The organism is Pseudomonas sp. TE3644 (assembly GCF_056278815.1).
The window spans coordinates 1,456,794-1,480,568 of the sequence record NZ_JBWBQF010000001.1; the positions used below are offsets into that span (position 1 = coordinate 1,456,794).

The window sequence follows — 23,775 nt, forward strand, 5'->3', positions numbered from 1 at the left end:
AGCGCATTTCCCACCCTATAAAAACAAAGGCGGACCAGGCGTTCTCCCAGACAAAACTGGCCCGAAACAGACGGTAGGAGCCGAGCTTGCTCGCGATGCGCCGCGCGGGCGGCGCGCGATCTCGAGGACGCCACTAAAACACAGGCATGCACCTTTATGCCCCAACGCGGTTCGTAGCCGCTGCCGCCAGGCTGCGCTGGCCCTACGCCACGCTGGAGATCTCCAGGGTTCACACCGGCCAGCGCAGCCTGGCGGCAGCGGCTACAAGGACCGCGGTGGGGCTTGCAGGTGCATGTCTTGGGGGGTAGGGCGCTCTTGAGATCGAGCGCCGCCCGCGCGGCGCATCGCGAGCAAGCTCGGCTCCTACCGTCTGTTTCGGGCCAGTGTTGTCTGGGGGATGGCCTGGTCCGCCTTTGGGGTTCGGCTTTAGGACAGCACCGCTCTCAAACTGGCCTGAAACAGACGCTCGATCTCAAGGACGCCACTAAAACCCCGGCATGCACCTGTAGCCGCTGCCGCCAGGCTGCGCTGGCCCTACGCCACGCTGGAGATCTCCAGGGTTCACACCGGCCAGCGCAGCCTGGCGGCAGCGGCTACAAGGACCGCGGTGGGGCTTGCAGGTGCATGTCTTGGGGAGTAGGGCGCTCTTGAGATCGAGCGCCGCCCGCGCGGCGCATCGCGAGCAAGCTCGGCTCCTACCGTCTGTTTCGGGCCAGTGTTGTCTGGGGCATCGCCTGGTCCGCCTTTGGGGTTCGGCTTTAGGGCAGCACCGCTCTCAAACTGGCCTGAAACAGACGCTCGATCTCAAGGACGCCACTAAAACACCGGCATGCACCTGTAGCCGCTGCCGCGAGGCTGCGCTGGCCCTACGCCACGCTGGAGATCTCCAGGGTTCACACCGGCCAGCGCAGCCTGGCGGCAGCGGCTACAAGGACCGCGTTGGGGCTTGCAGGTGCATGTCTTGGGGGGTAGGGCGCTCTTGAGATCGAGCGCCGCCCGCGCGGCGCATCGCGAGCAAGCTCGGCTCCTACCGTCTGTTTCGGGCCAGTGTTGTCTGGGGCATCGCCTGGTCCGCCTTTGGGGTTCGGCTTTAGGGCAGCACGGCCCTTAGGTAAGGGGCGGTTTTACTGGTTTTGCTGTGCGCGACCTTTTCCGGTTTGCCACAGACCACCACTTTGCCGCCGGCATCGCCGGCCCCCGGGCCCATGTCGATCACCCAGTCACTCTGCGCCACCACGCGCATGTCGTGCTCCACCACGATCACCGTGTTGCCGGCGTCGACCAGGCCGTTCAGTTGCGCCAGCAAGCGGTCAACGTCGCAGGGGTGCAGCCCGGTGGTCGGTTCGTCCAGCACGTACAACGTGGCGCCGCGCTGGCCGCGTTGCAGCTCGGTGGCCAGCTTGATGCGCTGGGCTTCGCCGCCCGACAGTTCGGTGGCCGGCTGACCCAGGCGCAAGTAGCCCAGGCCAATGTCGCGCAGCACGGTCAGCGCGCGTTGAATCGGCGGCTGCTCGGTGAATACCGTGCAGGCCTGGTCCACCGTCAGTTGCAGCACCTGGGCAATGTTCAAGCCCAGGCATTGCACCTCAAGGGTCTGCGGGCTGTAGCGGGCGCCGTGGCAGGTGGGGCAGGGCGCGTAGACGCTGGGCATGAACAGCAACTCGATGCTGACAAAACCCTCGCCTTCGCAATGCGGGCAGCGGCCCTTGGCCACGTTGAAGGAAAACTGCCCGGCATCAAAACCGCGTTCGCGGGCCTGGGGCGTGGCGGCGAACAGCTTGCGCACCTGGTCGAACAGGCCGGTGTAGGTGGCCAGGTTGGAGCGCGGCGTGCGGCCGATGGGCTTCTGGTCCACCTGCACCAGGCGTTGGATGGCGGCCATGCCGCTGACGATGTGCCCGGACTCGGTTACCGGCGCGGCGTCTTCCAGTGGGTTGTCGGCTGGCTCGTCTTCCGTGGCCAGCGTGTGGCCCAGGGCGGTTGCCACCAGCTCCAGCAACGCCTGGCTGACCAGGCTGGATTTGCCCGAGCCCGAAACACCCGTGACGGCCGTGAAGGCATGCAGGGGGAAGTCCACGGCCAAGCGTTTGAGGTTGTTGCGGGTGACATCCGCAAGCTTCAGCCAGTCCCTGGGCTGGCGCCGCGGATGAGGCAGCGGCACCGCATCGCCGTACAAATGCAGGCGTGTCTGCGACTCCAGGATATCTGTCAGGCCATGGGGCGGGCCGCTGAACAGCACGGTGCCGCCGTGCTCGCCGGCCGCAGGCCCGACGTCCACCAGCCAATCGGCGCGGCGCATGGTTTCCAGGTCGTGCTCCACCACGAATAGCGAATTGCCCGCCGCCTTGAGCCGCTGCAACGCCACGAACAACGCTTCGCCATCGGCCGGGTGCAGGCCGGCCGACGGCTCATCCAGCACATAGATCACCCCGAACAGCTGTGAGTTGAGCTGGGTGGCCAGGCGCAGCCGCTGCAATTCACCCGAGGACAGCGTCGGGGTGCTGCGCTCCAGCGCCAGGTAGCCCAGGCCCAGGTCGGTAAGGGTGTGCAGGCGTTGCAGCAGGTCGTGGGCCAGGCGTTGGCCGGCCAGGTGCTTTTCCACCGACAGGCCATCGTCCTGGGCGCCGTGCTCGGCCAGGGGCTTGAGCACCTGCGCCAGGCGCGCCAGCGGCATCTGCGAGAACTGGCCGATGTCCAGCCCGGCGAAGGTCACTTTCAGCGCCTCCTGCTTCAAACGCTTGCCCTCGCACAGGGGGCAGGGCGCGCCACGCATGAACTGACTGACGCGCTTCTTCATCAGTGCGCTTTGCGAGTGGGTGAACGTGTGCAGCACATAGCGGCGGGCGCCGGTGAAGGTGCCCTGGTAGCTGGGTTCCAGCTTGCGCTTGAGCGCCTGGCGGGTTTCGGCGGGGGTAAAACCTGCGTAGACCGGCACCGTGGGTTGTTCCTCGGTGTACAGAATCCAGTCGCGCTGCTCGCGGGACAAGTCGCGCCAGGGGATGTCGACGTCATAGCCCAGGGTCACGAGAATGTCGCGCAGGTTCTGCCCCTGCCAGGCGGTGGGCCAGGCGGCCACGGCGCGTTCGCGGATGGTCAGCGAGTCGTCGGGCACCATGGTCTGCTCGTTGACCTCGTACACCCGGCCCAGGCCGTGGCATTCCGGGCAAGCGCCCTGGGGGGTATTGGGCGAGAAGTCCTCGGCGTAGAGGATGCCCATGCCCGGCGGGTAGTCGCCTACCCGCGAGTACAGCATGCGCACCAGACTGCCCAGGGTGGTCACGCTGCCCACTGAGGACCGAGTGCTGGGCGTGCCGCGCTGTTGTTGCAGGGCTACGGCGGGCGGCAGGCCGTCGATGGCGTCCACGTCCGGCACGCCCACCTGGTCGATCAACCGCCGCGCGTAGGGCGCCACCGATTCGAAGTAGCGTCGCTGGGCTTCGGCGTACAAGGTGCCGAACGCCAGCGATGACTTGCCCGAGCCCGACACCCCGGTGAACACCACCAGGGCGTCACGGGGAATATCGACATCGACGTTCTTGAGGTTGTGTTCCCGGGCGCCGCGCACACGCACGTACCCGGACTGGCCGATTGGTTTCATAAACGACTGCACCTGCAATGGCGATCACGTCTTATAACCGACCTGTCGATGCCGGCAAAGTGCGCAGCGCGGTCAAATCTGCGCGTCGAAGACGATGGTCACGTCGCCTCGATACTGGCTGCCCCGGTGTTCCAGCATGGCCGCCACGTGGGGCTGATCGACCCAATAGTGCAGGCGGGCCTGGCGAGCGGCGGCGATGGCCACGCTCTGAAACTGCAGGGCCTGGGCCTCGCCCAGCGGCAAGGGCAGTTGCTGGACGGGCGCCCCTTGATAGCGGATTTCGCCGGGCAGGGTGACCGCTACCACAATCGGCACCTGATGGCCGTTCCCAGGCTCACGAATCGAGCACTGGCCGGCCATGGGCGTGTCGCAACGCAGGTACATCTTCATCGGGGCCGATGCCCATATCTGGAACGGGTGGGTGCGCTGCAGCCGCGTGGGTACTTGCCCACCGTGCAGCCAACGCTGCCATCCGCCGTCGGGCTCCAGTACCGCACGGTCGCTGCCTGCGGGGAAGTCCACGCGCAGCTCGTGCTGCACCTTGAGCTCAAAGTTGAAGGTCAGTTCCGAATCGCTGTACTCGCCGGTGCCCAGGTCGATCTGCTGGCCTGAACCCAGGGTATAGGTGACACTGCCGCGATAGGTGCCATTGCCCAGGGCAAAAGGGTTGGGCGCCTCCAGCTCGTAGCCTACCGAGACGTTGTTGACGCTGCCCAGATAGGGCCCTATGGGCACGTCGTTGGGTTCTCGCGAGCAGGTGGCGATACCGCTCGGCACCCCCCAGGCAAATTCATAGAGGGCGGCATTGCCGGCACCCACGCGACCCTGGCAGCCGCCACGGCTGGCGCCATAGACGCCTGAATAGTTGCTGATGTTGGTAATACTGCCATCAATGCCGCCGGGTGCCAGCGATCCGCGGTTATAGCGTCGTGACAGCAGGTTGAGGCGAAATTGCAGGGGTACGGCCTGGCCGCCATTGTCGGCGGTCACGGTCACGGTCTTCCAGTTGCCATCCACGCGTTGGTAGTTGTGGCCCTCGATGGGGCCAGGGCTGACCCATTCGCGGTCGATGTTCAGTGGGAACTGAATGGTGAAGTCGCCGGGTTTGCAATGGCTGGCGTTGCCGTAGCAATAACCTGACAACGGCGTGGTGTTGACGAACCTCACGGTGTCGGGCGAGCTGACCCTGGGGGCAAACTCGGCGGTAATCGCCAGTTCACTGGCGTGCGTGGACGACCACGGCACAAGGCCCACCAGCAGCCACAACAGGCTGATGTATTCCTTTTTCACGATAGTGCTCCTTCCTGGTTGGCTCAAGAAGGCGCCATGTTCGTGCGTACAGTTTGAATTTTCTGTAGGACGTTTCCCAAATGTTGCCCGGCAGGTCGAACGTTCCATACCTGCCGGGTGCCAACTCAGATGGAAAAATTGAACGCCACGGAAATGCGCGGCCGCTCGCCGTCGTAGCGGCGTACCGAATGCAGCAGCCAGGACGGGAACATCAGCAGTGTGCCGCTTTGCGGCGTCTGCACGCTCGACGAACCGGCACCCAGGCAGCCCTCGATGCGCATGCGCAGGGCGGGGTTGAGCAGCATCGGGGTGATGCCGCGCGGGTCGACGAACTCAAGCTCGCCGCCCACTGCCGGGTCACCCGAGCGGCCGCCGTCGTCCACCCAATACACGGCCGACCAGAACGAACCGGGGTGGCCGTGCAGGGCGTTGGCGTGGCCGCGGCGGTTGATATTGGCCCAGGCGCTGTAGTTCCAGGTCAAATGTGCCTCTATCAGACCGTGTTCGGGCGAGCTGACTGCCGACAATTGGTTGGCCATCTCCTGGGCGAAGGCCAGCAGTTGAGCGCCAGCCTCGCCCGACCACTCGGTAAAGTTCTCCTCCGACTGCCAGCCGCCCACGTTACTGCGCAGCGTGCCGGGGTGCGACTCGCTACGCGCCAGGATCACCGCCTTGAGGCGCTCGTTCAGGCGTTCGTGATCGGGGTGTTGCAGGGCGGCGATCGGCGTGGGGAACAGCCGGGTGATCTTGATCTTCTCGGGATCGACCTGCGCGGGGAAGGTGGGCTGGGACATGGAGGCGGCTCGGGGCGGGTTGGTGAGGGGGGATTATCGCGCACGGGGGGGTGGGGCGCCAGTTGGGGCGTGTTTTGGGTGCATGTCTTGGTTTTTGGGGTGTTCATGAGATCGCGCGCCGCCCGCGCGGCGCTTCCCGGGCGCAGCCCGGTCCTACATTTGTTTCGGGCCAGTTTTGCCTGTTGGATCACCTGGTCCGCTCTGTTTTTTCACCACAGATCTGGAGTGAACCAACAAGGCGGACCAGGCAAAGGCACAGACATAACTGGCCCGAAACAGATGTAGGACCGGGCTGCGCCCGGGAAGCGCCGCGCGGGCGGCGCGCGATCTCATGAACACCAAAGAAACCAAGGCGTACCCCCTCAAGCCCCCACCGAAAAACCTCCCAAACCCCACCCCTACCCCCCTTGCGCCGCCACCAACCGCTGCAAAAACGTCCCCAGCGCCACCTCCTCCAACCGCAACCCCTTGCGCTGGCGCGGCTTGGGCAGCTTGGCCAACTCCCCCAGCACATAGCGCTCCAGCACCGCCGGGTGGATATAGCAGCGCCGGCACACCGCCGGGGTGTTGCCCAACGTGCGCGCCACCGCCTTGACCATCTCCACAATCTGGCGCTTGGCCTCAGGCTCCGGTTGCCAGTGCAGCTCGCGCAGCATCGACAGGGCCAGCGCGCTGCCCGCCCAGGTACGGTAGTCCTTGGCGGTGAAGTCGGCGCCGGTCAGTTCCCGCAGGTAGGCGTTGACGTCATGGGAACTGACGGTGTGCCGCTCGCCTTGCTCGTCCAAGTACTGGAACAGGTGCTGCCCAGGCAGGTCCAGGCAGCGCTTGATGATGCGCGCCAGGCGCTTGTCGCGTACCGAGACATTGTGTTCCACACCGCTTTTGCCCCGAAAGTGGAACTGGATGGCGCTGCCTTTCACCGCCACGTGGCGGTTGCGCAGGGTGGTCAGGCCGTACGAGCGGTTGTCCCGGGCGTATTGGGTGTTGCCCACCCGGATCAGCGTGGTGTCGAGCAGCGAAATCACCGTGGCCATGACCTTGTTGCGGTCCAGGCCCGGCAGCGCCAGGTGGCTGTCCAGCTGCTGGCGCAACCGCGGCAGGGCTTTGCCGAAATCCATCATGCGCGCGTACTTGTCCTCGTCACGCCATTCACGCCAGCGTGGGTGGTAGCGGTACTGCTTGCGCCCGCGGGCATCGCGCCCGGTGGCCTGCAAGTGGCCGCGCGGGTCGCTGCAAATCCACACATCGGTGTAGGCCGGCGGCACCGCCAGGGCGTTGATGCGCTTGATCTGCTCGGGGTCCTTGATGGTCGAGCCGTCGACGGCCACATAAATGAAGTGGTCGCCCTGGCGTCGCCGACGTATGCCCGGCTGGCGATCGTCAACGTAATGAAGGTCGGGTGGCAGTAACGGCACGTCGGTCAGGTCGGGCATGGCGGGCAGTTTTCCAGAAGGTCTTCAGGGTGGACCTCATCCGGGGCCGCAGGTGCCGTCGGTTTTTTGTAGGAAATGTCTGATTGGGAAATTTCGCGATTTCCTTGGGAAATGTCCGATTTTTCTCACAGGCCACGTTGCCAATACTGCGCCCCGTTGACTGCACGGACACCTGTCCAGTGTGCGGTCGCGGGGCAGGGCGATCCGAACGCGCTGCCTCCTAACTGACCTTTTACGGAGATTCACCATGAAAAGCCTGTTCCTCGCCCTGCCTTTGAGCTTGTTCGTTGTTGGCAACGCGATGGCCATCGACCCCATTGAAAAACAGGTGACCGTCACTGCTGTCATCCCCACTGACAACTTCTATGTAGAGCCGGTTGGCGGCAACTGGATGAACGACCCGCAGGAAATGGCCTGGAACTCGTTCCAGAACAGCCTGCAACCCATCAGCAAGCAACTGCAGGTCAAGAGCACCTCGGGCGCCATCTCCGCCTACCTGCTGAACCCGGCGGTGATGACCAGTGGCGTCAACAACATCGGCCTGGACGTCTCGGTGGGCGGCAAAGTGCTGACCACCACGGCGGCCGAGGTGGTGACTGCGGCCCAGGCGGCCCCGGGCACTACCGTCGCCTTCCAGGTGGCCGCCAAGGGCGCGGGTGCCAGCTACGTGGCGGGCAACTACCAGGGCGTCATCAACATGATGTTCGAAACCGTTACCCCGCCGCCGGCACCGGCACCGTGATCGGGTAGCCACCTTGAGCGGTCTTCCCCGCCAGCGCTGCAAGCGCGGGCAGGGGAGGCCTTTGCCTGTTATTTGTCAACGGCGTCTGTCATGTCCCTAGCCTTTTCCATTCGCCTTGCACTGGGCTGCTGTGTTGCCTCGCTGTGGTTTGTTCAGGCCCAGGCGGCGACAGCAGCGCCCACCCCCCTGGGTATCCTGAGCCAGGCACAAAACCTGCCCAGTGATTTCAGTGAACATTTCTTCGACGTGCCGCTGGCCGTGCGCGTCGATCTGGACGGACGCTTCCTGGGCGAAGCCATGATCGTTCTGTCGCGCAACGAAACCGTGCAATTGCTGGAGTTCACCCAGGTGGACGACAGCCATGAACCCGACGCCACCCGCCAGCGCTGGCGCGACCTGCTGGTGGAAGGGCGGCCCCTGGGCAATTGCCTGAAAGACTGTGCCCAGGACCTGGTGGCCCTGCACTACAGCCTGGTCAACTCGCAGTTGTCCATCCTCACCCGCGCCGTGGAGCAGGACCCCGCCCAGTTGCGTTACTACTCGTTGCCCGAGCAGGGCAGCCGCGGGCTGCTGATGCGCAACCAGTTGAACCTGGCCCGCGACGGCCAGCAGACCAGTGGCCGTTATGCCCTGCAAGGGCAGACCAGCCTGGGCAACTGGACCGGCTTGGCCAATGCCCAGGCTGACCGCAGCAACGAAATCGGCGCGCAAAGCCGCCATCGCATCGATCAGTTGTATGGCGAGCGCGTCAGCCAGGAACATTTCTTCCGGCTCGGCTATTTCACCCCCAGCTCCCAAGGGCTGACGCGTCAGCCGCGGTTGATGGGGTCAAGCCCCGACTCCACGGTAGGCGTGATGTACGGCAGCAGTGACAGCCTTGCCATCAATAACGGCGCACCCAGCAGCACCCCGATCTACGTCACGCCCAACCGTCCCGGCGTGGTCGAGATCTACCGCAACGGCCAGTTGATCAACAGCCAGCCGGTGCAGGCCGGCCTGCAGACCATCGATACCCGCGTGCTGCCCGGCGGTATCTATGAGGTGGAAGTGCGTTTGGTGGAAGACGGCCAGGTGAGCTCGCGCAGCAATGAATTCATCTACAAGCCGGGCAACTGGGCCAACCCCGAGCAGCGCTGGCGCTACAACGTGTTTGCCGGCCAGCAGCGCGACCTGCTCAGCAACTGGGAAAACGACAACCAGAGCCACGGCCTCAGCGCCGGCGTGCTGACCAATTACCTGTTGCACCCGCGCGCGGTGGTGGGCCTGTCGGCGCAACGGGTGGACGATCAGATGCAGTACGGCACTTCGCTGGACTGGGACCCCCACGACCGCTTCAAGTTGTTCGGCAACCTGTATCACACCCAGGACCAGGGCAACGGCTTCGACCTGCAGGGTATCCTCAACTATGACCGCGGCAGCCTGGTGGCCAGCCACACGCGTGCCTGGACCGAACCGCCCAAATGGGATCGCCGTGAACCGGTACGCCGCTACCGCAGCGCCCAGGGCGGGCAGACTGCACAGAGTTCGCTGTCACTGAGCCACCGCGTCAGTCGGGAAAACACGGCCAGCGCGCGCGTCTCCCACAGCAGCGGAGCCATCCAAGGCCTGAGCCTGGACCTGGGCTGGGCCTACTACGGCAAGGTCAAGGGTTCGGACGCCACCTGGCGGCTGTCGGTGTTCGACCGTCCCGGCACCTACAGCTCCGACAACCAGCGCAACCGCGGCGTCAACCTCAGCCTGAGCCTGGCATTGGGTACGCCTGGCCGACGCTTGTCCGCCAGCCTGGGCAGCCAGGCCGCCCGCGATGGCGGGCGCGACCACACCGCCACGCTGACCCTGCAGCAGGACTTGCAGCACCACACCCTGCGCAGTGTGTCGGGCTCGGTGTCGGCTGACCGCTACGGGGCTGGCCTGGGGGCCAACACCCAGTTCCAGAACGCCTACGTGTTTGGCGATGCCTACGCGCAAAACTCGTCCTACAACGGCGATATCTCTGCCGGTCTCAACCTGGAAAGCACCCTGGCGCTGGGGGCGGGGCACGTGGCCCTCAGCGGCCAGTACGCACCGTATGAAGCAGGCCTGATCGTTGACGTGGATTCGGACGTGGCGCAACTGCGGCTGCGCGGTGACGACATTTCCGGCGCCAGTGCCCTGCTGCACCCGGGCCGCAACGTGATCCCGGTACAGGCCTACAAGTCGGGCAGCGTGCAGCTGGACTTCGTTGGCAGCGACGCCCACGCCGCGACCATCCAGCCGTCCAGCCTTGCGTACCACCTCAACAAGGGCGGCGTGGAATACCGCACCGTGCGGGTCATGCGCACGCTGACGGTGCTGGGCCGCTTGCTGGATGTACAGGGCCAGCCACTCAAGGGCGCGCTGGTGATCAACCACGCCAGCCGCAGCGTCAGTGAGGCCGATGGCTTCTTCGCCGTGGAGATGAGCGAGTCCACCCCCACCCTGGAGGTGCGCCACCAGGGCGCGCGCCTGTGCTTCCTGCGCCTGGACGCCAAGCACGCACGTCGCGAAAACGAAGTGCTGCTGGTCGGCGATCAGCGGTGCTCAACCGACACCCTGGCAGCGGCGCAGGGGGGCGATGGCGAAGGGGCGTGAGCCGCATCTCGGAAATTTCGACGTGAGGATTAGGAAATGCCCTACATCCTCCGTCGAGCTACCTACCAATAATAAACGTCGGGGCTGGCCATTTGGCAGTGCCGATCCATTTCCTCAAGGTCGATCATCATGAAGCGTTTCATCCTTGCCATGGCCTGTTTGCTGCCAGGCCTTCTGCACGCGGCGCCGCAGCTCAACATCGGCGGGCTCTACGATTACCTGGACGGCAACCGCAGCACCCACCTCAAGCGCATACGCAACGGGGGTGACAGTACCGCCTTCGTCAAGGTCAGCGTGGCAGAGATCATTTACGAGGCCGACGGCACCACGCGCGAGGTGCCCATGGAGGGCCTGCCGGCGGACCAGCGCGCCCTGGTGGCCAGCCCTGCACGGCTGATCGTGCCGGCCAACGGCATGCAGGCCGTGCGCCTGCTGTACCGCGGCGAGCGCCTGCACGAGCGCTATTTCCGCGTGCGCTTCATTCCCGTATTGCCCCAGGCCAACGACGACTTCGCCCTGACCCAGGAGGAAAGCAAACAGTACGAAGACTCGCTCAAGGCGGGGGTCAACATCCTCGCCGGCTACGGTTCGCTGGTGTTCGTGCGCCCGCTGCACACCCGCTTCGACACCCAGGTGGTGCAGCAAAGCGGCCGTTTCCTGGTGCCCAACCAGGGCAACAGCACCGTGGTGCTGGACCATTTCAACGATTGTGAAGCAGGGGGGCAGAACTGTGAGGTGGCCACCAAGCACCACTTGCTGCCCGGTACCCGCCGCGCCTTCGACAAACGCCCGGGCCGCGAATACCGCTTCGAGGTGATCGAGGGTGATCAGTCGCGCCAGGTCGAGTTCAAGGGGTGAACGACGGTTTGGGCGGCGCACGCGAGGTGGCTATGTACAGAGCGATAATTGTCGACGATCACCCCTTCATTCGCTCCAGCGTGAGGATGTTGCTGGAAAAGATGAAAATCCTGGTGGTGGCCGAGGCCGACAATGGCAGCGACGCGATACACCTGGTGCGCGACCACACACCGGACCTGGTGGTGCTGGATATTTCCATGCCCAACATTGATGGCATGGAGGCGATTTCGCGCATCAAGGCACTCAGCGCGCGGGTGAAGATCCTGGTGCTGACCTCCCAGTCGCCTGACTACTTCTCTCTGCGCTGCATGAAAATGGGTGCCGCCGGCTACGTCTCCAAGGCCGAAGACCTGGAGGAGTTGATGAAGGCGGTGCAGGCCGTCAAGAGCGGCTACTCCTATTTCCCCGACGTGTCCTTCAGTTCGGTGCATCGCGGCGACAGCCTGGACAGTGAGTCGCAATGCCTGGCACGCCTGACCGATCGCGAACTGCTGATCCTGCAGCACCTGGCGCGAGGCTACAGCAACAAGGCCATCGGTGACGCCATGTTGCTTAGCAACAAGACAGTCAGCACCTACAAGGCTCGCCTGATCGACAAGCTGCGGGTCAAATCCCTGGTTGACCTGGCGGATCTGGCCAGGCGCCATTCCCTCGTCTAGGAAAGACCGGCCATGAGTGCACGGATGTTTTGCTGGCTGTGGTTGTTGTTGAGTCAATGGACGGTGGCCGCAGTGGCCGATGAGGCATCGCCGCGGCTGTATGGGCGCTCCACCCTGGTGGCCGAGCAGATCGCGCCGCTGGATCTCACCGACGCCGACCGGCGCTGGCTGTGGCAGCAACGGGTGCTGCGCCTGGGCGTCAGCCAGCCCGAATACGCGCCGTTCGACATTCTGGGCACCGGCCGCGAGTACGAGGGCATCACCGCCGATTATGCGGGGCTGCTGGCGGGGCTGTTGCACCTGGAAGTGCAGGTGGTGCGCTACCCCAGCCGTGCCGAGGCGCTGGCGGCAGTGCGCGATGGCGAGATCGACCTGCTGGGCACCTCCAACGTGTTCGAGGCGGCCACCGCCAACCTGGTGCTGTCCCAGGCCTACGCCCAGGATCAGTCGGTGCTGGCCACCCGCAGCGACGATCATACGGCGCTGCTCAGCGGCCTGCGCGACCGGCGCCTGGCGATGCAGGAGTTCTACCTGCCGCGCGCGATGGTCCAGGACCTGTACCCCGAGGCTCACGTGCAGTTATATCCCTCCACGCTGGCGGCGCTGGGAGCGGTGGCATTCGGTCAGGCCGACGTGTTCCTGGGCAACGCCCTGGGGGCCTACTACCAAATCTACAAGGGGCAGCTGGGCGGGCTGCACCTGAGCCATTTCGTGCCGGTGCAAAGCAATTATTTCGGCTTTGCCATGGCCACCGGCAACAGCCGCCTGCTGACCCTGGTGAACATCGCCCTGGAGGCGATCCCCGAGCAGGAGCGTCAGGCTATCCTGGGCCGCTGGAGCGTGGGCGGTTTCAGTATCGGCCAGCGTCGCCCGCTGGAGCTGACCGCCGCCGAGCAGCGCTGGCTGGACGCGGCGCCTGCGCTCAAGGTATTGATGGACGAGCAGTTCCTGCCCCTGAGCTACCGCGACGGTCAAGGCCGTTATCGGGGCATCAGCGCCCAGGTCCTGGAGCTGATCGGGCAAATGACCGGCCTGACCTTCGACGTCGAATCGGGCCTGACGCTGGCGCAGATGAGCGAACGAGTGCAGGGCGGCCAGGCCGACCTGATCGCCGCTTTGCCGCAGAGCCGCGCCCGCGAGGAGGAGCTGGGCTTTACCCGCGCCTACATGAGCAGCCCGCGGGTGCTGGTGACGCGGGACAAGGAACAGCAGCCGGCATCTCTGGAGCAATTGGATGGCAAACGCCTGGCGCTGATCCATGGCAGTTTCATGCTCGATCAGGTGATGGACCAGTACCCCGGCATCACCCGCCTCGAGGCGCGCAGTGCCGACCACGCCCTGACCCTGGTCGCCGATGGCGCGGCCGATGCCGCGGTGTTGACGCTGATTGGTGCCCGCTACCGGATTTCCCGCCAATACCCGGGCCGTCTGCGCATCAATGCCACCTTGCCGGTGCGGCCGGCCAGCCTGGCCTTTGCGGTGTCGCGCCAGGCCCCCGAGCTGCTGTCGATCCTCAACAAGGCTTTGCTGGCCATCCCGCCCCAGGAATTCAACGACCTGGCGGCGCGCTGGCGCGGCGAGGTGGTGCTGGAAGAGAGTTTCTGGGTGCGCCACCGCTGGCACATCACCCAGGCGCTGATCATGGGCGCCGTGCTGTGGGCGATGGTGCTGGGCTGGGTCACGCAGCTCAAGCGCCAGGCCACCCGGCGTGCGTTCGCCGAGCGGGCCTTGACCGACCAACTGGAGTTCATGCGCGTGATGATCGACGGCACCCCGCACCCCCTGTACGTGCGTGACCGCGACGGCAACCTGGTGACGTGCAACACCAGTTACCTGGAAGAGCTGCAGGTCACCCGCGACGAGGTCATCGGCAAGCCGGTGGCGCACACCGTGACCTTCACCTTCGAGCAGGCCGAGGCCTACCAGCAGGCGTATCTGCAGGCCATGGAAGCGGGCACCAAGGTGGTGGACGATCGTGAAGTGCGCTTGCGCAATGGCGACAGCAAGACCATCTACCACTGGGTGTTGCCGTATCGGGCGGGCGGCGGCCACATCGCCGGGCTGATCGGTGGCTGGATCGACGTCACCGACCGCCAGCGGCTGTTGCAGGCCTATCAACAGGCCAAGGAAGCCGCTGAAGCGGCGAACCACGCCAAGACCGTGTTCCTGGCCACCATGAGCCATGAAATACGCACGCCGATGAACGCGATCACCGGCATGCTCGAACTGGTCCTGAAGAAGTCCGAACAGGGCTGCCACGACCACGCCTCCATTGAAGTCGCGGCCAACGCCGCCAATGGCTTGCTGGTGTTGATCGGCGACATTCTCGACATCACCCGCATCGAATCCGGGCAGTTGACCCTCGAACCGCGGCCCACCGACCTGATGAAACTGGTGGAGGGCGTGGTGCGGCTGTTCCAGGTGCAGGCCCGGCACAAGCGTGTGCGCCTGCTGCTGCAGGTGCAAGGCAACCTCGACAGGGCGGTGAACATCGACCCGCTGCGCTTCAAGCAGATTGTCTCCAACCTGGTCAGCAACGCCGTCAAGTTCACCCAACAAGGGCAGGTGCGGGTGCAGATCGACCTTGCGCCCGACGAGCTGGGGGTAGGCGTGCGCCTGGCGGTGGTGGACACCGGCGTGGGCATCCCGCCGGCCGAGGTCTCCAAGCTGGGCACCGCGTTCGCCCAGGCCAGCAACAACCAGCATTCGGCCCGTGAGGGCTGTGGCCTGGGGCTTAACATCAGCCGCACCCTGTGCGCCATGATGGGCGGCACCCTGCAACTGGACAGCACCTTGGGCGAGGGCACCTGCGTGACACTGGCGGTGCACCTGCCGTGGGCAGTGGGCGCGCCCCAGGCTGAGCTGGCGGCGCTACCGCCCAAGGGGCGCAGCTTGAACATCCTGGTGGTGGACGATTACCGAGCCAACCGCATCCTGCTGCAACAGCAACTGGTGTACCTGGGCCACCGCGTCACCCTGGCCGAGAATGGCGAGGAGGGCCTCAAGTGCTGGCTGGCCGGCGGTTTTGATCTGGTCATGAGCGACTGCAACATGCCAGGCCTGGACGGCTATCAGCTGGTCAAGGCGATTCGCGTTCATGAGCGACGCCACGGCACCAGGCCCTGCCGCGTGCTCGGCTTTACCGCCAATGCGGTGCCCGAAGAGCGCGAGCACTGCCTGTCGGCGGGCATGGATGACTGTCTGTTCAAGCCCTTGAGCCTGACCGACCTGGCGATGGCATTGCAGCGGGACGATGAGGTCCAACCGCACTCCCTGCCGTCGACGGAGGAGGGCATCGATCTGGGCACCCTTCAGGAACTGACGGCCGGGGACACCGATGCGCTCAAGGCCCTGCTGGGCGATTTGATCGAGTGCTGCCGGGACGATCTTGACCGGCTGGTGACGTTGGGCAATGACGCGGACTGCACGGTACTGGCCGACCTGGCGCATCGCATCAAGGGGGGCGCGCGGATCATCAAGGCGATGGCGTTGATGGCGGCATGCGAACAGCTGGAGGTGGCGTGCGCCCAAGGCCAGCACCCCGTGGCGCCGACACTGATCACGCGACTGCGCGATGCCCTGGGTGACCTGACAGCGCAGCTGGAACGGCGCTGTCAGGCGTGAAAACGAAGTGTGGCGCCGTTACGGCGGGCGCCCACCAGAGGCCGTTACTTGTTGTACTTGTCCAGCCGGCTTTTAACCCGGTCGGTGATCTCGATGCAGTCCTTGACGTTGCCCTTGTCGCGGGCGGCGCTGGCCGAATCGATGTCCTTGCCCACCAGCTCATGCACCTTGGGGTCGGTGGTGGCGGCGCTGTTGATGCGGTCCTGCAGGCGCTGGATATTGGCGTCACAGGTTTCGGTGTCACTGGCAGCGCTGGCCTGGAAACTCAGCGCGCCTGCCAGCAGTAACAGCCCACAGCCTAACATTCGCTTCATGGATGACGTCCTCGATCAGTGGGTAGAACCATCTCGTTTGGGACAAGCACAGCCAGTATAGATGGCTTATTTTGTACGACAGATGTTGTGGTGGCTTGGTTCAGAGAAACTGCAGCCCCGACACCAATCCCCAGCCAAACCTCCAAGGCGGCCCAGGCAATCCCACAGACATAACTGGCCCGAAACAAATGTAGGAGCTGCCGCCAGGCGGCGATGCGCCGCGCGGGCGGCGCGCGATCTCGAGAACGCCGCAACCCTAAAGGCATGCACTTCTACGCCCCACCGCAATCCGTAGCCGCTGCCGCCAGGCTGCGCTGGCCCCAAGCCTCACTGAAAATCTCCAGGGTTCACACCGGCCAGCGCAGCCTGGCGGCAGCGGCTACGGACCGCGGTGTGGCGTAAAGGTGCATGCCGGTGTTTTGGTGGTGTTCATTAGACCGCGCGCCGCCCGCGCGGCGCATCGCCGCCTCACGCGCAGCCCGGCTCCTACATTTGTTTCGGGCCAGTTATGCCTGTGGCATTGCCTGGTCCGCCTTGGATGCCTGGCTGACGATTGTTGGGTTGTCAGCAAACAATTGGTTAATGTATATAATCATTAACTGATTTACCCATGTGCCCGACAATCACAACAAGAGATGCACACCATGCCTGCTTCCCGCGCGTTATCGCGACCGGTCCTCACCGTCGCGCTTTGCTGTGCCGTGGCCTTGCTCGAAGGCTTCGATCTGCAATCCACCGGTATCACCGCACCGTTTCTGGCCAAGGCCTTCGGCCTGACCCCGGCCCAGCTGGGCTGGGTATTCAGCGCAGGTTTACTGGGCCTGCTGCCGGGCGCCTTCCTGGGCGGCTGGCTGGCCGATCGGGCAGGGCGCAAGCGCACCTTGCTGGGTGCGGTGCTGCTGTTCGGCGTGTTTACGCTATTCACCGCCCACGCCGGCAGCTACCCCAGCCTGTTGCTGGCCCGGCTGTTGACCGGCCTGGGGCTGGGGGCGGCGCTGCCGATCATCATTGCCGTGGCCAGTGACGCGGCCTCGCCGCGGCTGCGCAACACTGCGGTCAGCCTCACCTACTGTGGTGTGCCCTTGGGCGGTGCGCTGGCTTCGCTGATCAGCCTCAGCGGCGTGGGCGAAGACTGGCGCAACGTGTTCTACGTGGGTGGCCTGGCGCCGCTGTTGGTGGCGGTCGCGCTGATGCTGTGGCTGCCTGGCGCCGCCGTGGCGGTGGTGGGCGATCAACGCCAGGGCTCGCCTGCCGCGCGCCTGTTCACCCAAGGCCGAGCGCGGCGCACGCTGCTGCTGTGGCTGGCCTGCTTCTTTACCCTCACGGTGTTGTACCTGCTGCTCAACTGGTTGCCGTCGCTGTTGATGGCCAAGGGATTTGACCGTGGCCAGGCGGGGTGGGTGCAGGTGCTGTTCAACATCGGCGGGGCAGCGGGCTCGTTGCTGACCGGACGGCTGATGGACCGTGGCCGTACCGGGCTGGCCGTGGCCATCGCCTACCTGGGCATGCTGCTGTCGCTGGCCGGGCTGGGCCTGGCCACCGGGTTCACCGGCATGGCCCTGGCCGGGATGGTGGCCGGCTATTGCTGCATCGGTGGCCAGTTGGTGCTGTATGCCTTGGCCCCGCGCGTGTACCCGGCAGACATCCGCGCCACCGGCGTGGGCGCCTGCGTGGCCGTGGGGCGCCTGGGCTCCATGGCCGGGCCGCTGGCGGCCGGGCAGATTCTGGCGGCGGGCGCAGGTGTCAGCGGGGTACTGCTGGCGGCTGCGCCCGGGCTGGTGGTGGCAGCGGTTGCCGCATTGGCGCTACTCGGCGAGGGCAGGGCGCAAGCGATGGAAGCAAAATATAGTTAACAACATTAATCATTAATTGACGTAACTGTTTTTGCCGGTTAACGTCTAGTCATCCGCAACACACAATCCCAGAACAAGAGGTGTGAGATGAGCCGCTACGAAAACCGCTGGCAGACCGTGACCGTCGACGTCGAAGACGGTATCGCCTGGGTAACCCTCAACCGCCCGGAAAAACGCAACGCCATGAGCCCCACCCTCAACCGGGAAATGCGCGACGTGCTGGAAACCGTCGAGCAGGACGCCGACGCCCGCGTGCTGGTGCTGACCGGTGCCGGCAGCGCCTGGACCGCCGGCATGGACCTCAAGGAATACTTCCGCGAAGTGGACGCCGGCCCCGAAATTCTGCAAGAGCGCATCCGCCGCGACGCCTCGGAGTGGCAGTGGAAACTGCTGCGCCTGTACAGCAAGCCCACCATCGCCATGGTCAACGGCTGGTGCTTTGGCGGCGGCTTCAGCCCGCTGGTGGCGTGCGACCTGGCCATCTGCGCCGACGAGGCCACCTTCGGCCTGTCGGAAATCAACTGGGGCATCCCGCCGGGCAACCTGGTCAGCAAGGCCATGGCCGACACCGTGGGCCATCGCCAGTCGCTGTACTACATCATGACCGGCAAAACCTTCGAAGGCCCCAAGGCAGCCGAAATGGGCCTGGTGAACAAGAGCGTGCCGCTGGCGCAACTGCGTGAAGAAGTGATCCTGCTGGCCCGTGACCTGCTGGACAAGAACCCGGTGGTGCTGCGCGCGGCCAAGAACGGCTTCAAGCGCTGCCGCGAGTTGACCTGGGAGCAGAGCGAGGATTACCTGTACGCCAAACTCGACCAGGCGCAGCTGCGCGACCCCGAGCATGGGCGCGAGCAGGGCTTGAAGCAGTTCCTGGATGACAAGAGCATCAAGCCTGGGTTGCAAGCCTACAAACGCTGAAGGCACCTCGCCCGTGACACAGCCCTGTAGGAGCCGCGCTTGCGCGCGATGGCGCCATGCCTGACACACGGCAGCGTCTTCATCGCGACCAAGGTCGGCTCCTACGGTCCGCGTCACGGGCATCCCCCATTCATGAGGAAAGCAACCATGTTCGAAGTCCCTCTGCTGATCGCAGGCCGTGCCGTTGGCGCCCGCGATGGTCGTACGTTCGAGCGCCGCTGCCCGATGACCGGGCAGGTGGTGTCGGTGGCTGCCGCCGCTACCCTGGAAGACGCCGACGCCGCGGTCACTGCGGCCCAGGCAGCCTTCCCAGCCTGGGCCGCGCTGGGCCCCGGCGAGCGCCGTAACCGCCTGCTGCGCGCCGCCGAGCTGATGCTGGCGCGCAGCAGCGAATTCATGGCCATGGCCGCCGAAACCGGGGCCATGGCCAACTGGTATGGCTTCAACGTGCAACTGGCCGCCAATATCCTGCGCGAAGCCGCTTCCCTGACCACCCAGGTTCAGGGCCAGGTCATCCCCTCCGATGTGCCCGGCAGCTTCGCCATGGCCCTGCGCCAACCGTGCGGGGTCATCCTCAGCATTGCGCCGTGGAATGCCCCGGTGATTCTTGCCACCCGCGCGATCGCGTTGCCGCTGGCATGCGGCAACACCGTGGTGCTCAAGTCCTCGGAACTGAGCCCCGCCGTGCATCGCCTGATTGGCCAGGTGCTGGAAGACGCCGGCATCGGCGCCGGCGTGGTCAACATCATCAGCAATGCGCCGGCCGATGCCGCGGCCATCGTCGAACGGCTGATCGCCCACCCGGCCGTGCGCCGGGTCAACTTCACCGGTTCCACCCATGTGGGTCGCATCATCGGCCAGGTTGCGGCCAAGCACTTGAAACCCGCCTTGCTGGAACTGGGCGGCAAAGCCCCGTTCCTGGTATTGGCCGACGCTGACCTGGACGCCGCGGTAGAGGCGGCCGCTTTCGGTGCCTATTTCAATCAGGGCCAGATCTGCATGTCCACCGAGCGCCTGATCGTCGACGCCACGGTGGCCGACACCTTCGTCGCCAAGCTGGCGCGCAAGGTGGCGGGGCTCAAGGCCGGTGATCCGGCCGACAGCAGCTCGGTGCTGGGCTCGCTGGTCGATCCTTCGGCCACCACGCGTATTCAGGCGCTGGTGGACGACGCGGTGAACCAGGGCGCCACCCTGGTGTGTGGCGGCCAAGCCCAGGGCAGCCTGATGCAGCCGGTGCTGCTGGACCATGTGCAACCGGCCATGCGCCTGTACCACGAAGAGTCCTTCGGCCCGGTGGCCGTGGTGTTGCGCGCCGACGGCGACGAGGCCCTGCTGGCGCTGGCCAACGACTCGGCGTTCGGCCTGTCGGCGGCCATCTTCAGCCGTGACACCTCGCGCGCACTGGCCCTGGCCCAACGCCTGGAATCGGGCATCTGCCACATCAACGGCCCCACCGTGCACGACGAGGCGCACATGCCTTTCGGCGGCGTGAAAGCCAGCGGCTACGGCAGCTTCGGCGCGACCGCCGCCATCGAGCAGTTCACCCAACTGCGCTGGGTCACGATTCAGAACGGAGCGCGCCACTACCCCATCTGACTGCGTGCAACACCTGCATCCGATCTACCTGCTTCCAATAACAACAGCCCGGCAGAGGGATATCACGTGAATCGTTCAACGCAAACGGCGCCGTGGCGCGCCGTGAACATCGGCCACCCGCAAGTGCAGGTCGATGAAGTGCAGGGCGTGCTGCACATGCGCGCCCTGGAGCCGCTGCAGGCCCACCCGCAGCGTTTGATGGAGCGCTTGCTGCACTGGGCCGATGTGCGCCCGCAGCAGACTTTCGCCGCCCGACGCGCAGCCGATGGCCAGTGGCAGCGCATCAGCTATTCCGACATGCTGGCCCGCACGCGCGTCATCGCCGCGCATTTGCTGCGCTTCGACCTCAGCGCCGAGCGGCCGCTGGTGATCCTGTCCGGCAATGACCTGGAGCACCTGCAACTGACCTGCGCCGCGCTGTACGCCGGCATTCCCTACTGCCCGGTGTCGCCAGCGTATTCGCTGGTGTCGAAGGACTACGGCAAGCTGCGGCACATCATCGACACGCTCACCCCCGGCCTGGTGTTCGCCGCCGATGACAGTTTTGCCGCCGCCATTGCTGCCGTGGTGCCGGCCGAGGTGCCGTTGGTGTTCACCCAAGGGCACGCGGGGCAGGCGTTCAGCGATCTGCTGGCCGAGGTCGACACAACCCCGGCGGACCTGGCCTTCGAGGGGCTGACCGCTGACTGCATCGCCAAATTCCTGTTCACCTCCGGCTCCACCAAGATGCCCAAGGGCGTGGTCACCACCCAGCGCATGCTATGCGCCAACCAGCAGATGCTGCTGCAGACTTTCCCCGAGTTCGCCGACCAGCCGCCGGTGCTGGTGGACTGGCTGCCCTGGAACCACACCTTCGGCGGCAGCCACAACGTGGGCATCGTCTTGTACAACGGCGGCACCCTGTACATCGACGACGGCAAGCCAACCCCGCAGCTGTTCGGTGAAACCCTGCGCAACCTCGGCGAGATCTCGCCCACGGCCTACCTCACGGTGCCCAAGGGCTGGGAAGAGCTGGTCACGCAACTGGAGCAGGATGGCGATCTGCGCGAGCGCTTCTTTGCGCGCATGAAGCTGTTTTTCTTCGCCGGTGCCGGCCTCTCGCAATCGGTATGGGACCGCCTGGAGCGGGTGGCCGTGCAGCATTGCGGCGAGCGTATCCGCATGATGGCGGGCCTGGGCATGACCGAGACCGCACCGTCGTGCACCTTCACCACCGGGCCGTTGTCGGTGGCCGGCTACGTCGGCCTGCCCGCGCCAGGCTGCGAGGTCAAGCTGGTGCCGTGCGACGGCAAGCTGGAAGTGCGCTTTCGCGGGCCGCATGTAATGCCCGGCTACTGGCGCTCGCCACAGCAAAGCCGGGAAGCCTTTGACGAGCAGGGCTTCTACTGCTCGGGGGATGCGGTGCGGCTGGCAGACCCGGGCAATCCGCAACTGGGCTTGATGTTTGATGGGCGTATCGCCGAGGACTTCAAGCTGTCGTCAGGGGTGTTCGTCAGCGTCGGGCCGTTGCGCACGCGCGTGGTGCTGGAGGGCGCGCCCTACGTGCATGACGTGGTGGTGCTGGGGCCGGATCGCGAGCGCCTGGGGTTGCTGATTTTTCCGCGGCTGGATGAGTGCCGGCAGCTCGCCGGGCTGGGGGCGCAGGCCAGCGTGGCGCAGGTGTTGAGTGCTGGCCCTGTGCAAGCCTGGTTGGCCGAGCTGTTGGGGCGACTGAATCTGCAGGCCACCGGCAGTGCCAGCCGGGTCGAATGGGCCAGCCTGGCGCATGAGCCGCCGTCGATTGACCGTGGCGAAATCACCGACAAGGGGTCGATCAACCAGCGGCAGGTGTTGCAGTGCCGGGCTTCGTTGATTGATGGGTTGTATCAGGGAGAGGAGGAACGCGTGCTGGCCCTGTAGCCGCTGCCGCCAGGCTGCGCTGGCCCTGTGCCTCGCTGAAAATCTTCAGGGTTCACGCTGGCCAGCGCAGCCTGGCGGCAGCGGCTACAGCGTCAGCCCTGATACACCTTGCGCAACAACCCCAAGAGTTGCCCGCGTTCTTCTCCACTCAGGTTCGCGGTGGCCTCCTGGTCACTGCTGGCCGCCACGTCCTGCAGCTCCTTGAGCAACGCTTCCCCGGCCTTGCTCAAGAACAGCCCATACGATCGCTTGTCCGGCTTGCAGCGCACCCGCAACGCCAACCCACGTTCTTCCAGCTTGTTCACCATTGGCACTACCTGCGGCGGCTCGATGGCCAGCGCCTTGGCCAGTTCTGCCTGGGTGGGGCCGGGGTTGCGGGCGATGATCGCCAGCGCGGAAAACTGCGCAGGCCTCAGGTCATAGGCATTGAGCTTTTCCACCAGGTGCTGGAACACCTGAATCTGCGCGCGGCGCAGGGCATAACCGATCAGGTCGTCGAGCACGCCGGTTTCCAGCGTGTCGGGGGAGGGGTGCGGCGTGCTGGGTGTGGCCATGGCGTCCGGCTTTCATTGTTGGAATCGTTAAGCAGTATAACGGTTCCAGTGCTGTGGGGCACCTTTCACAACCGCGCTTGTGGATGTCCACATGGTTGTCCTGTAGGAGCGGACCGTGTCCGCGAAGGCTACACCGCGTGCGCCCTGAAATACTGCGGCGGCTGCTTCGCGGGCACGGCCCGCTCCTACCAGGTTGCGGTGATCCGTCGGGGACACGTTGACGGCGGGAGGAAGGGCAGATGATACTGGGCTCAAATTCATATAGATGACTACATAACTATAAAGAGCGAGTCCTCCATGAACAGTCTTTCCAGTGACGAGCGCTTGCCGCTGTATCAGCGCCTGCGCGACCAGCTTGCCGAACAGATCGCCAACAACCGTTGGCCCGCCGGCACAGCCATCCCCACCGAAGCGGCGCTGGCTGCCGACTACGGCCTGTCCGTTGGCACCGTGCGCAAGGCCATCGACCAACTGGTCAGCGAGTCCTTGCTGGAGCGCCAACAGGGCCGTGGCACCTTCGTGCGGCGCCCGCAGTTCCTGTCTTCGCTGTTCCGCTTTTTCCGCTTCCAGGACGCCGATGGCGTACGCCAAGTGCCGGAAAGTCGCATTCTTTCCAACGAAGCGCTGACCGCGCCCGGCGAGGTCAGCCAGGCGCTGGCCCTTGAGCCCGACGCCCAGGTGATCCGCCTGCTGCGCCTGCGGCTGTTGAGCGGCCAGCCACTGCTGGTGGAAGAAATCTGGCTGCCGCTGGAACCCTTCGCCGCCATCCTGGACCACGACCTCAATGCCCAGGGCCCGCTGCTGTACCCCATCTACGAAAGCCTGTGCGGGCAGGTGATCGCCGCTGCCGACGAAACCCTCACCGCCGAAGCCGTCAGCGAAGTGCATGCCCGCCTGCTGCGCGTCGACGCGGGCAGCCCGGTGGTGGTGATCGAGCGCCTGGCGCGCAACTACGCCGGCCACCCGCTGGAGTGGCGGCGCTCGTGGGGCCACGCCCGGCACTTCCGCTACAGCGTCGAAATTCGCTGATCCG

Annotated in this window: 16 protein-coding genes; 10 read left to right on the forward strand and 6 right to left on the reverse strand. The window is 65.3% G+C overall.

Features of this window, described 5'->3' with window-relative positions:
- Nucleotides 1-1,090: 1,090 nt before the first annotated feature.
- From ACZ9GA_RS06675 to ACZ9GA_RS06690, 4 genes are all read right to left on the reverse strand, one after another.
- Nucleotides 1,091-3,598: an excinuclease ABC subunit UvrA gene (locus ACZ9GA_RS06675; RefSeq protein WP_457363421.1), complete on the reverse strand. Its 2,508-nt coding sequence runs from the start codon at nt 3,596-3,598 to the stop codon at nt 1,091-1,093.
- Nucleotides 3,599-3,670: 72 nt separating this feature from the next.
- Nucleotides 3,671-4,888, reverse strand: coding sequence for a hypothetical protein (locus tag ACZ9GA_RS06680; protein WP_457363420.1), 1,218 nt, complete (start codon nt 4,886-4,888; stop codon nt 3,671-3,673).
- 125 nt (nt 4,889-5,013) lie between these two features.
- A complete protein-coding gene (locus ACZ9GA_RS06685) occupies nt 5,014-5,682 on the reverse strand; it encodes a TIGR02466 family protein (RefSeq protein ID WP_457363419.1) in 669 nt (222 codons plus the stop codon).
- A gap of 398 nt (nt 5,683-6,080) precedes the next feature.
- Nucleotides 6,081-7,115: a DNA topoisomerase IB gene (locus ACZ9GA_RS06690; protein WP_457363418.1), complete on the reverse strand. Its 1,035-nt coding sequence runs from the start codon at nt 7,113-7,115 to the stop codon at nt 6,081-6,083.
- A 247-nt stretch (nt 7,116-7,362) separates the two neighbouring features.
- On the opposite strand from ACZ9GA_RS06690, the gene ACZ9GA_RS06695 reads away from it, so the two are divergent.
- The 5 genes from ACZ9GA_RS06695 to ACZ9GA_RS06715 all read left to right on the forward strand — a co-directional run bounded on the left by ACZ9GA_RS06695 (nt 7,363) and on the right by ACZ9GA_RS06715 (nt 15,608).
- A complete protein-coding gene (locus ACZ9GA_RS06695) occupies nt 7,363-7,857 on the forward strand; it encodes a CS1 type fimbrial major subunit (protein ID WP_457363417.1) in 495 nt (164 codons plus the stop codon).
- Between the two features lie 90 nt (nt 7,858-7,947).
- Nucleotides 7,948-10,467: a TcfC E-set like domain-containing protein gene (locus ACZ9GA_RS06700; protein ID WP_457363416.1), complete on the forward strand. Its 2,520-nt coding sequence runs from the start codon at nt 7,948-7,950 to the stop codon at nt 10,465-10,467.
- A 129-nt stretch (nt 10,468-10,596) separates the two neighbouring features.
- Nucleotides 10,597-11,325 carry a molecular chaperone gene (locus tag ACZ9GA_RS06705; protein WP_457363415.1) on the forward strand — a complete coding sequence of 243 codons (729 nt, stop codon included), beginning with the start codon at nt 10,597-10,599 and terminating at the stop codon, nt 11,323-11,325.
- Between the two features lie 32 nt (nt 11,326-11,357).
- The gene (locus ACZ9GA_RS06710) at nt 11,358-11,984 is read left to right on the forward strand and encodes a response regulator (protein ID WP_457363414.1); all 627 of its coding nucleotides are present in this window, start codon (nt 11,358-11,360) and stop codon (nt 11,982-11,984) included.
- Between the two features lie 12 nt (nt 11,985-11,996).
- Nucleotides 11,997-15,608 carry a transporter substrate-binding domain-containing protein gene (locus tag ACZ9GA_RS06715; protein ID WP_457363413.1) on the forward strand — a complete coding sequence of 1,204 codons (3,612 nt, stop codon included), beginning with the start codon at nt 11,997-11,999 and terminating at the stop codon, nt 15,606-15,608.
- A gap of 44 nt (nt 15,609-15,652) precedes the next feature.
- On the opposite strand, the gene ACZ9GA_RS06720 is transcribed toward ACZ9GA_RS06715, so the two are convergent.
- On the reverse strand, nt 15,653-15,922 hold the full coding sequence (locus ACZ9GA_RS06720; RefSeq protein ID WP_457363412.1) for a hypothetical protein: 270 nt from the start codon (nt 15,920-15,922) through the stop codon (nt 15,653-15,655).
- Nucleotides 15,923-16,566: 644 nt separating this feature from the next.
- Here ACZ9GA_RS06720 and mhpT point away from each other — a divergent pair.
- The 4 genes from mhpT to ACZ9GA_RS06740 all read left to right on the forward strand — a co-directional run bounded on the left by mhpT (nt 16,567) and on the right by ACZ9GA_RS06740 (nt 22,188).
- On the forward strand, nt 16,567-17,775 hold the full coding sequence (gene mhpT / locus ACZ9GA_RS06725; protein ID WP_457363411.1) for a 3-(3-hydroxy-phenyl)propionate transporter MhpT: 1,209 nt from the start codon (nt 16,567-16,569) through the stop codon (nt 17,773-17,775).
- A gap of 87 nt (nt 17,776-17,862) precedes the next feature.
- Entirely contained in the window at nt 17,863-18,693 is an 831-nt protein-coding gene (locus ACZ9GA_RS06730; RefSeq protein WP_455923210.1) for a p-hydroxycinnamoyl CoA hydratase/lyase, read from the forward strand.
- A 147-nt stretch (nt 18,694-18,840) separates the two neighbouring features.
- Nucleotides 18,841-20,289, forward strand: coding sequence for an aldehyde dehydrogenase (locus tag ACZ9GA_RS06735; protein WP_457363410.1), 1,449 nt, complete (start codon nt 18,841-18,843; stop codon nt 20,287-20,289).
- Between the two features lie 66 nt (nt 20,290-20,355).
- Entirely contained in the window at nt 20,356-22,188 is a 1,833-nt protein-coding gene (locus ACZ9GA_RS06740; RefSeq protein ID WP_457363409.1) for a feruloyl-CoA synthase, read from the forward strand.
- A gap of 92 nt (nt 22,189-22,280) precedes the next feature.
- Here ACZ9GA_RS06740 and ACZ9GA_RS06745 read toward each other — a convergent pair whose 3' ends face one another.
- Nucleotides 22,281-22,742: a MarR family winged helix-turn-helix transcriptional regulator gene (locus tag ACZ9GA_RS06745; RefSeq protein WP_457363408.1), complete on the reverse strand. Its 462-nt coding sequence runs from the start codon at nt 22,740-22,742 to the stop codon at nt 22,281-22,283.
- Nucleotides 22,743-23,039: 297 nt separating this feature from the next.
- Here ACZ9GA_RS06745 and ACZ9GA_RS06750 point away from each other — a divergent pair, with 297 nt between their 5' ends.
- Complete coding sequence (locus tag ACZ9GA_RS06750; protein ID WP_457363407.1) at nt 23,040-23,771, forward strand: GntR family transcriptional regulator; 732 nt, start codon at nt 23,040-23,042, stop codon at nt 23,769-23,771.
- Nucleotides 23,772-23,775: the final 4 nt, after the last annotated feature.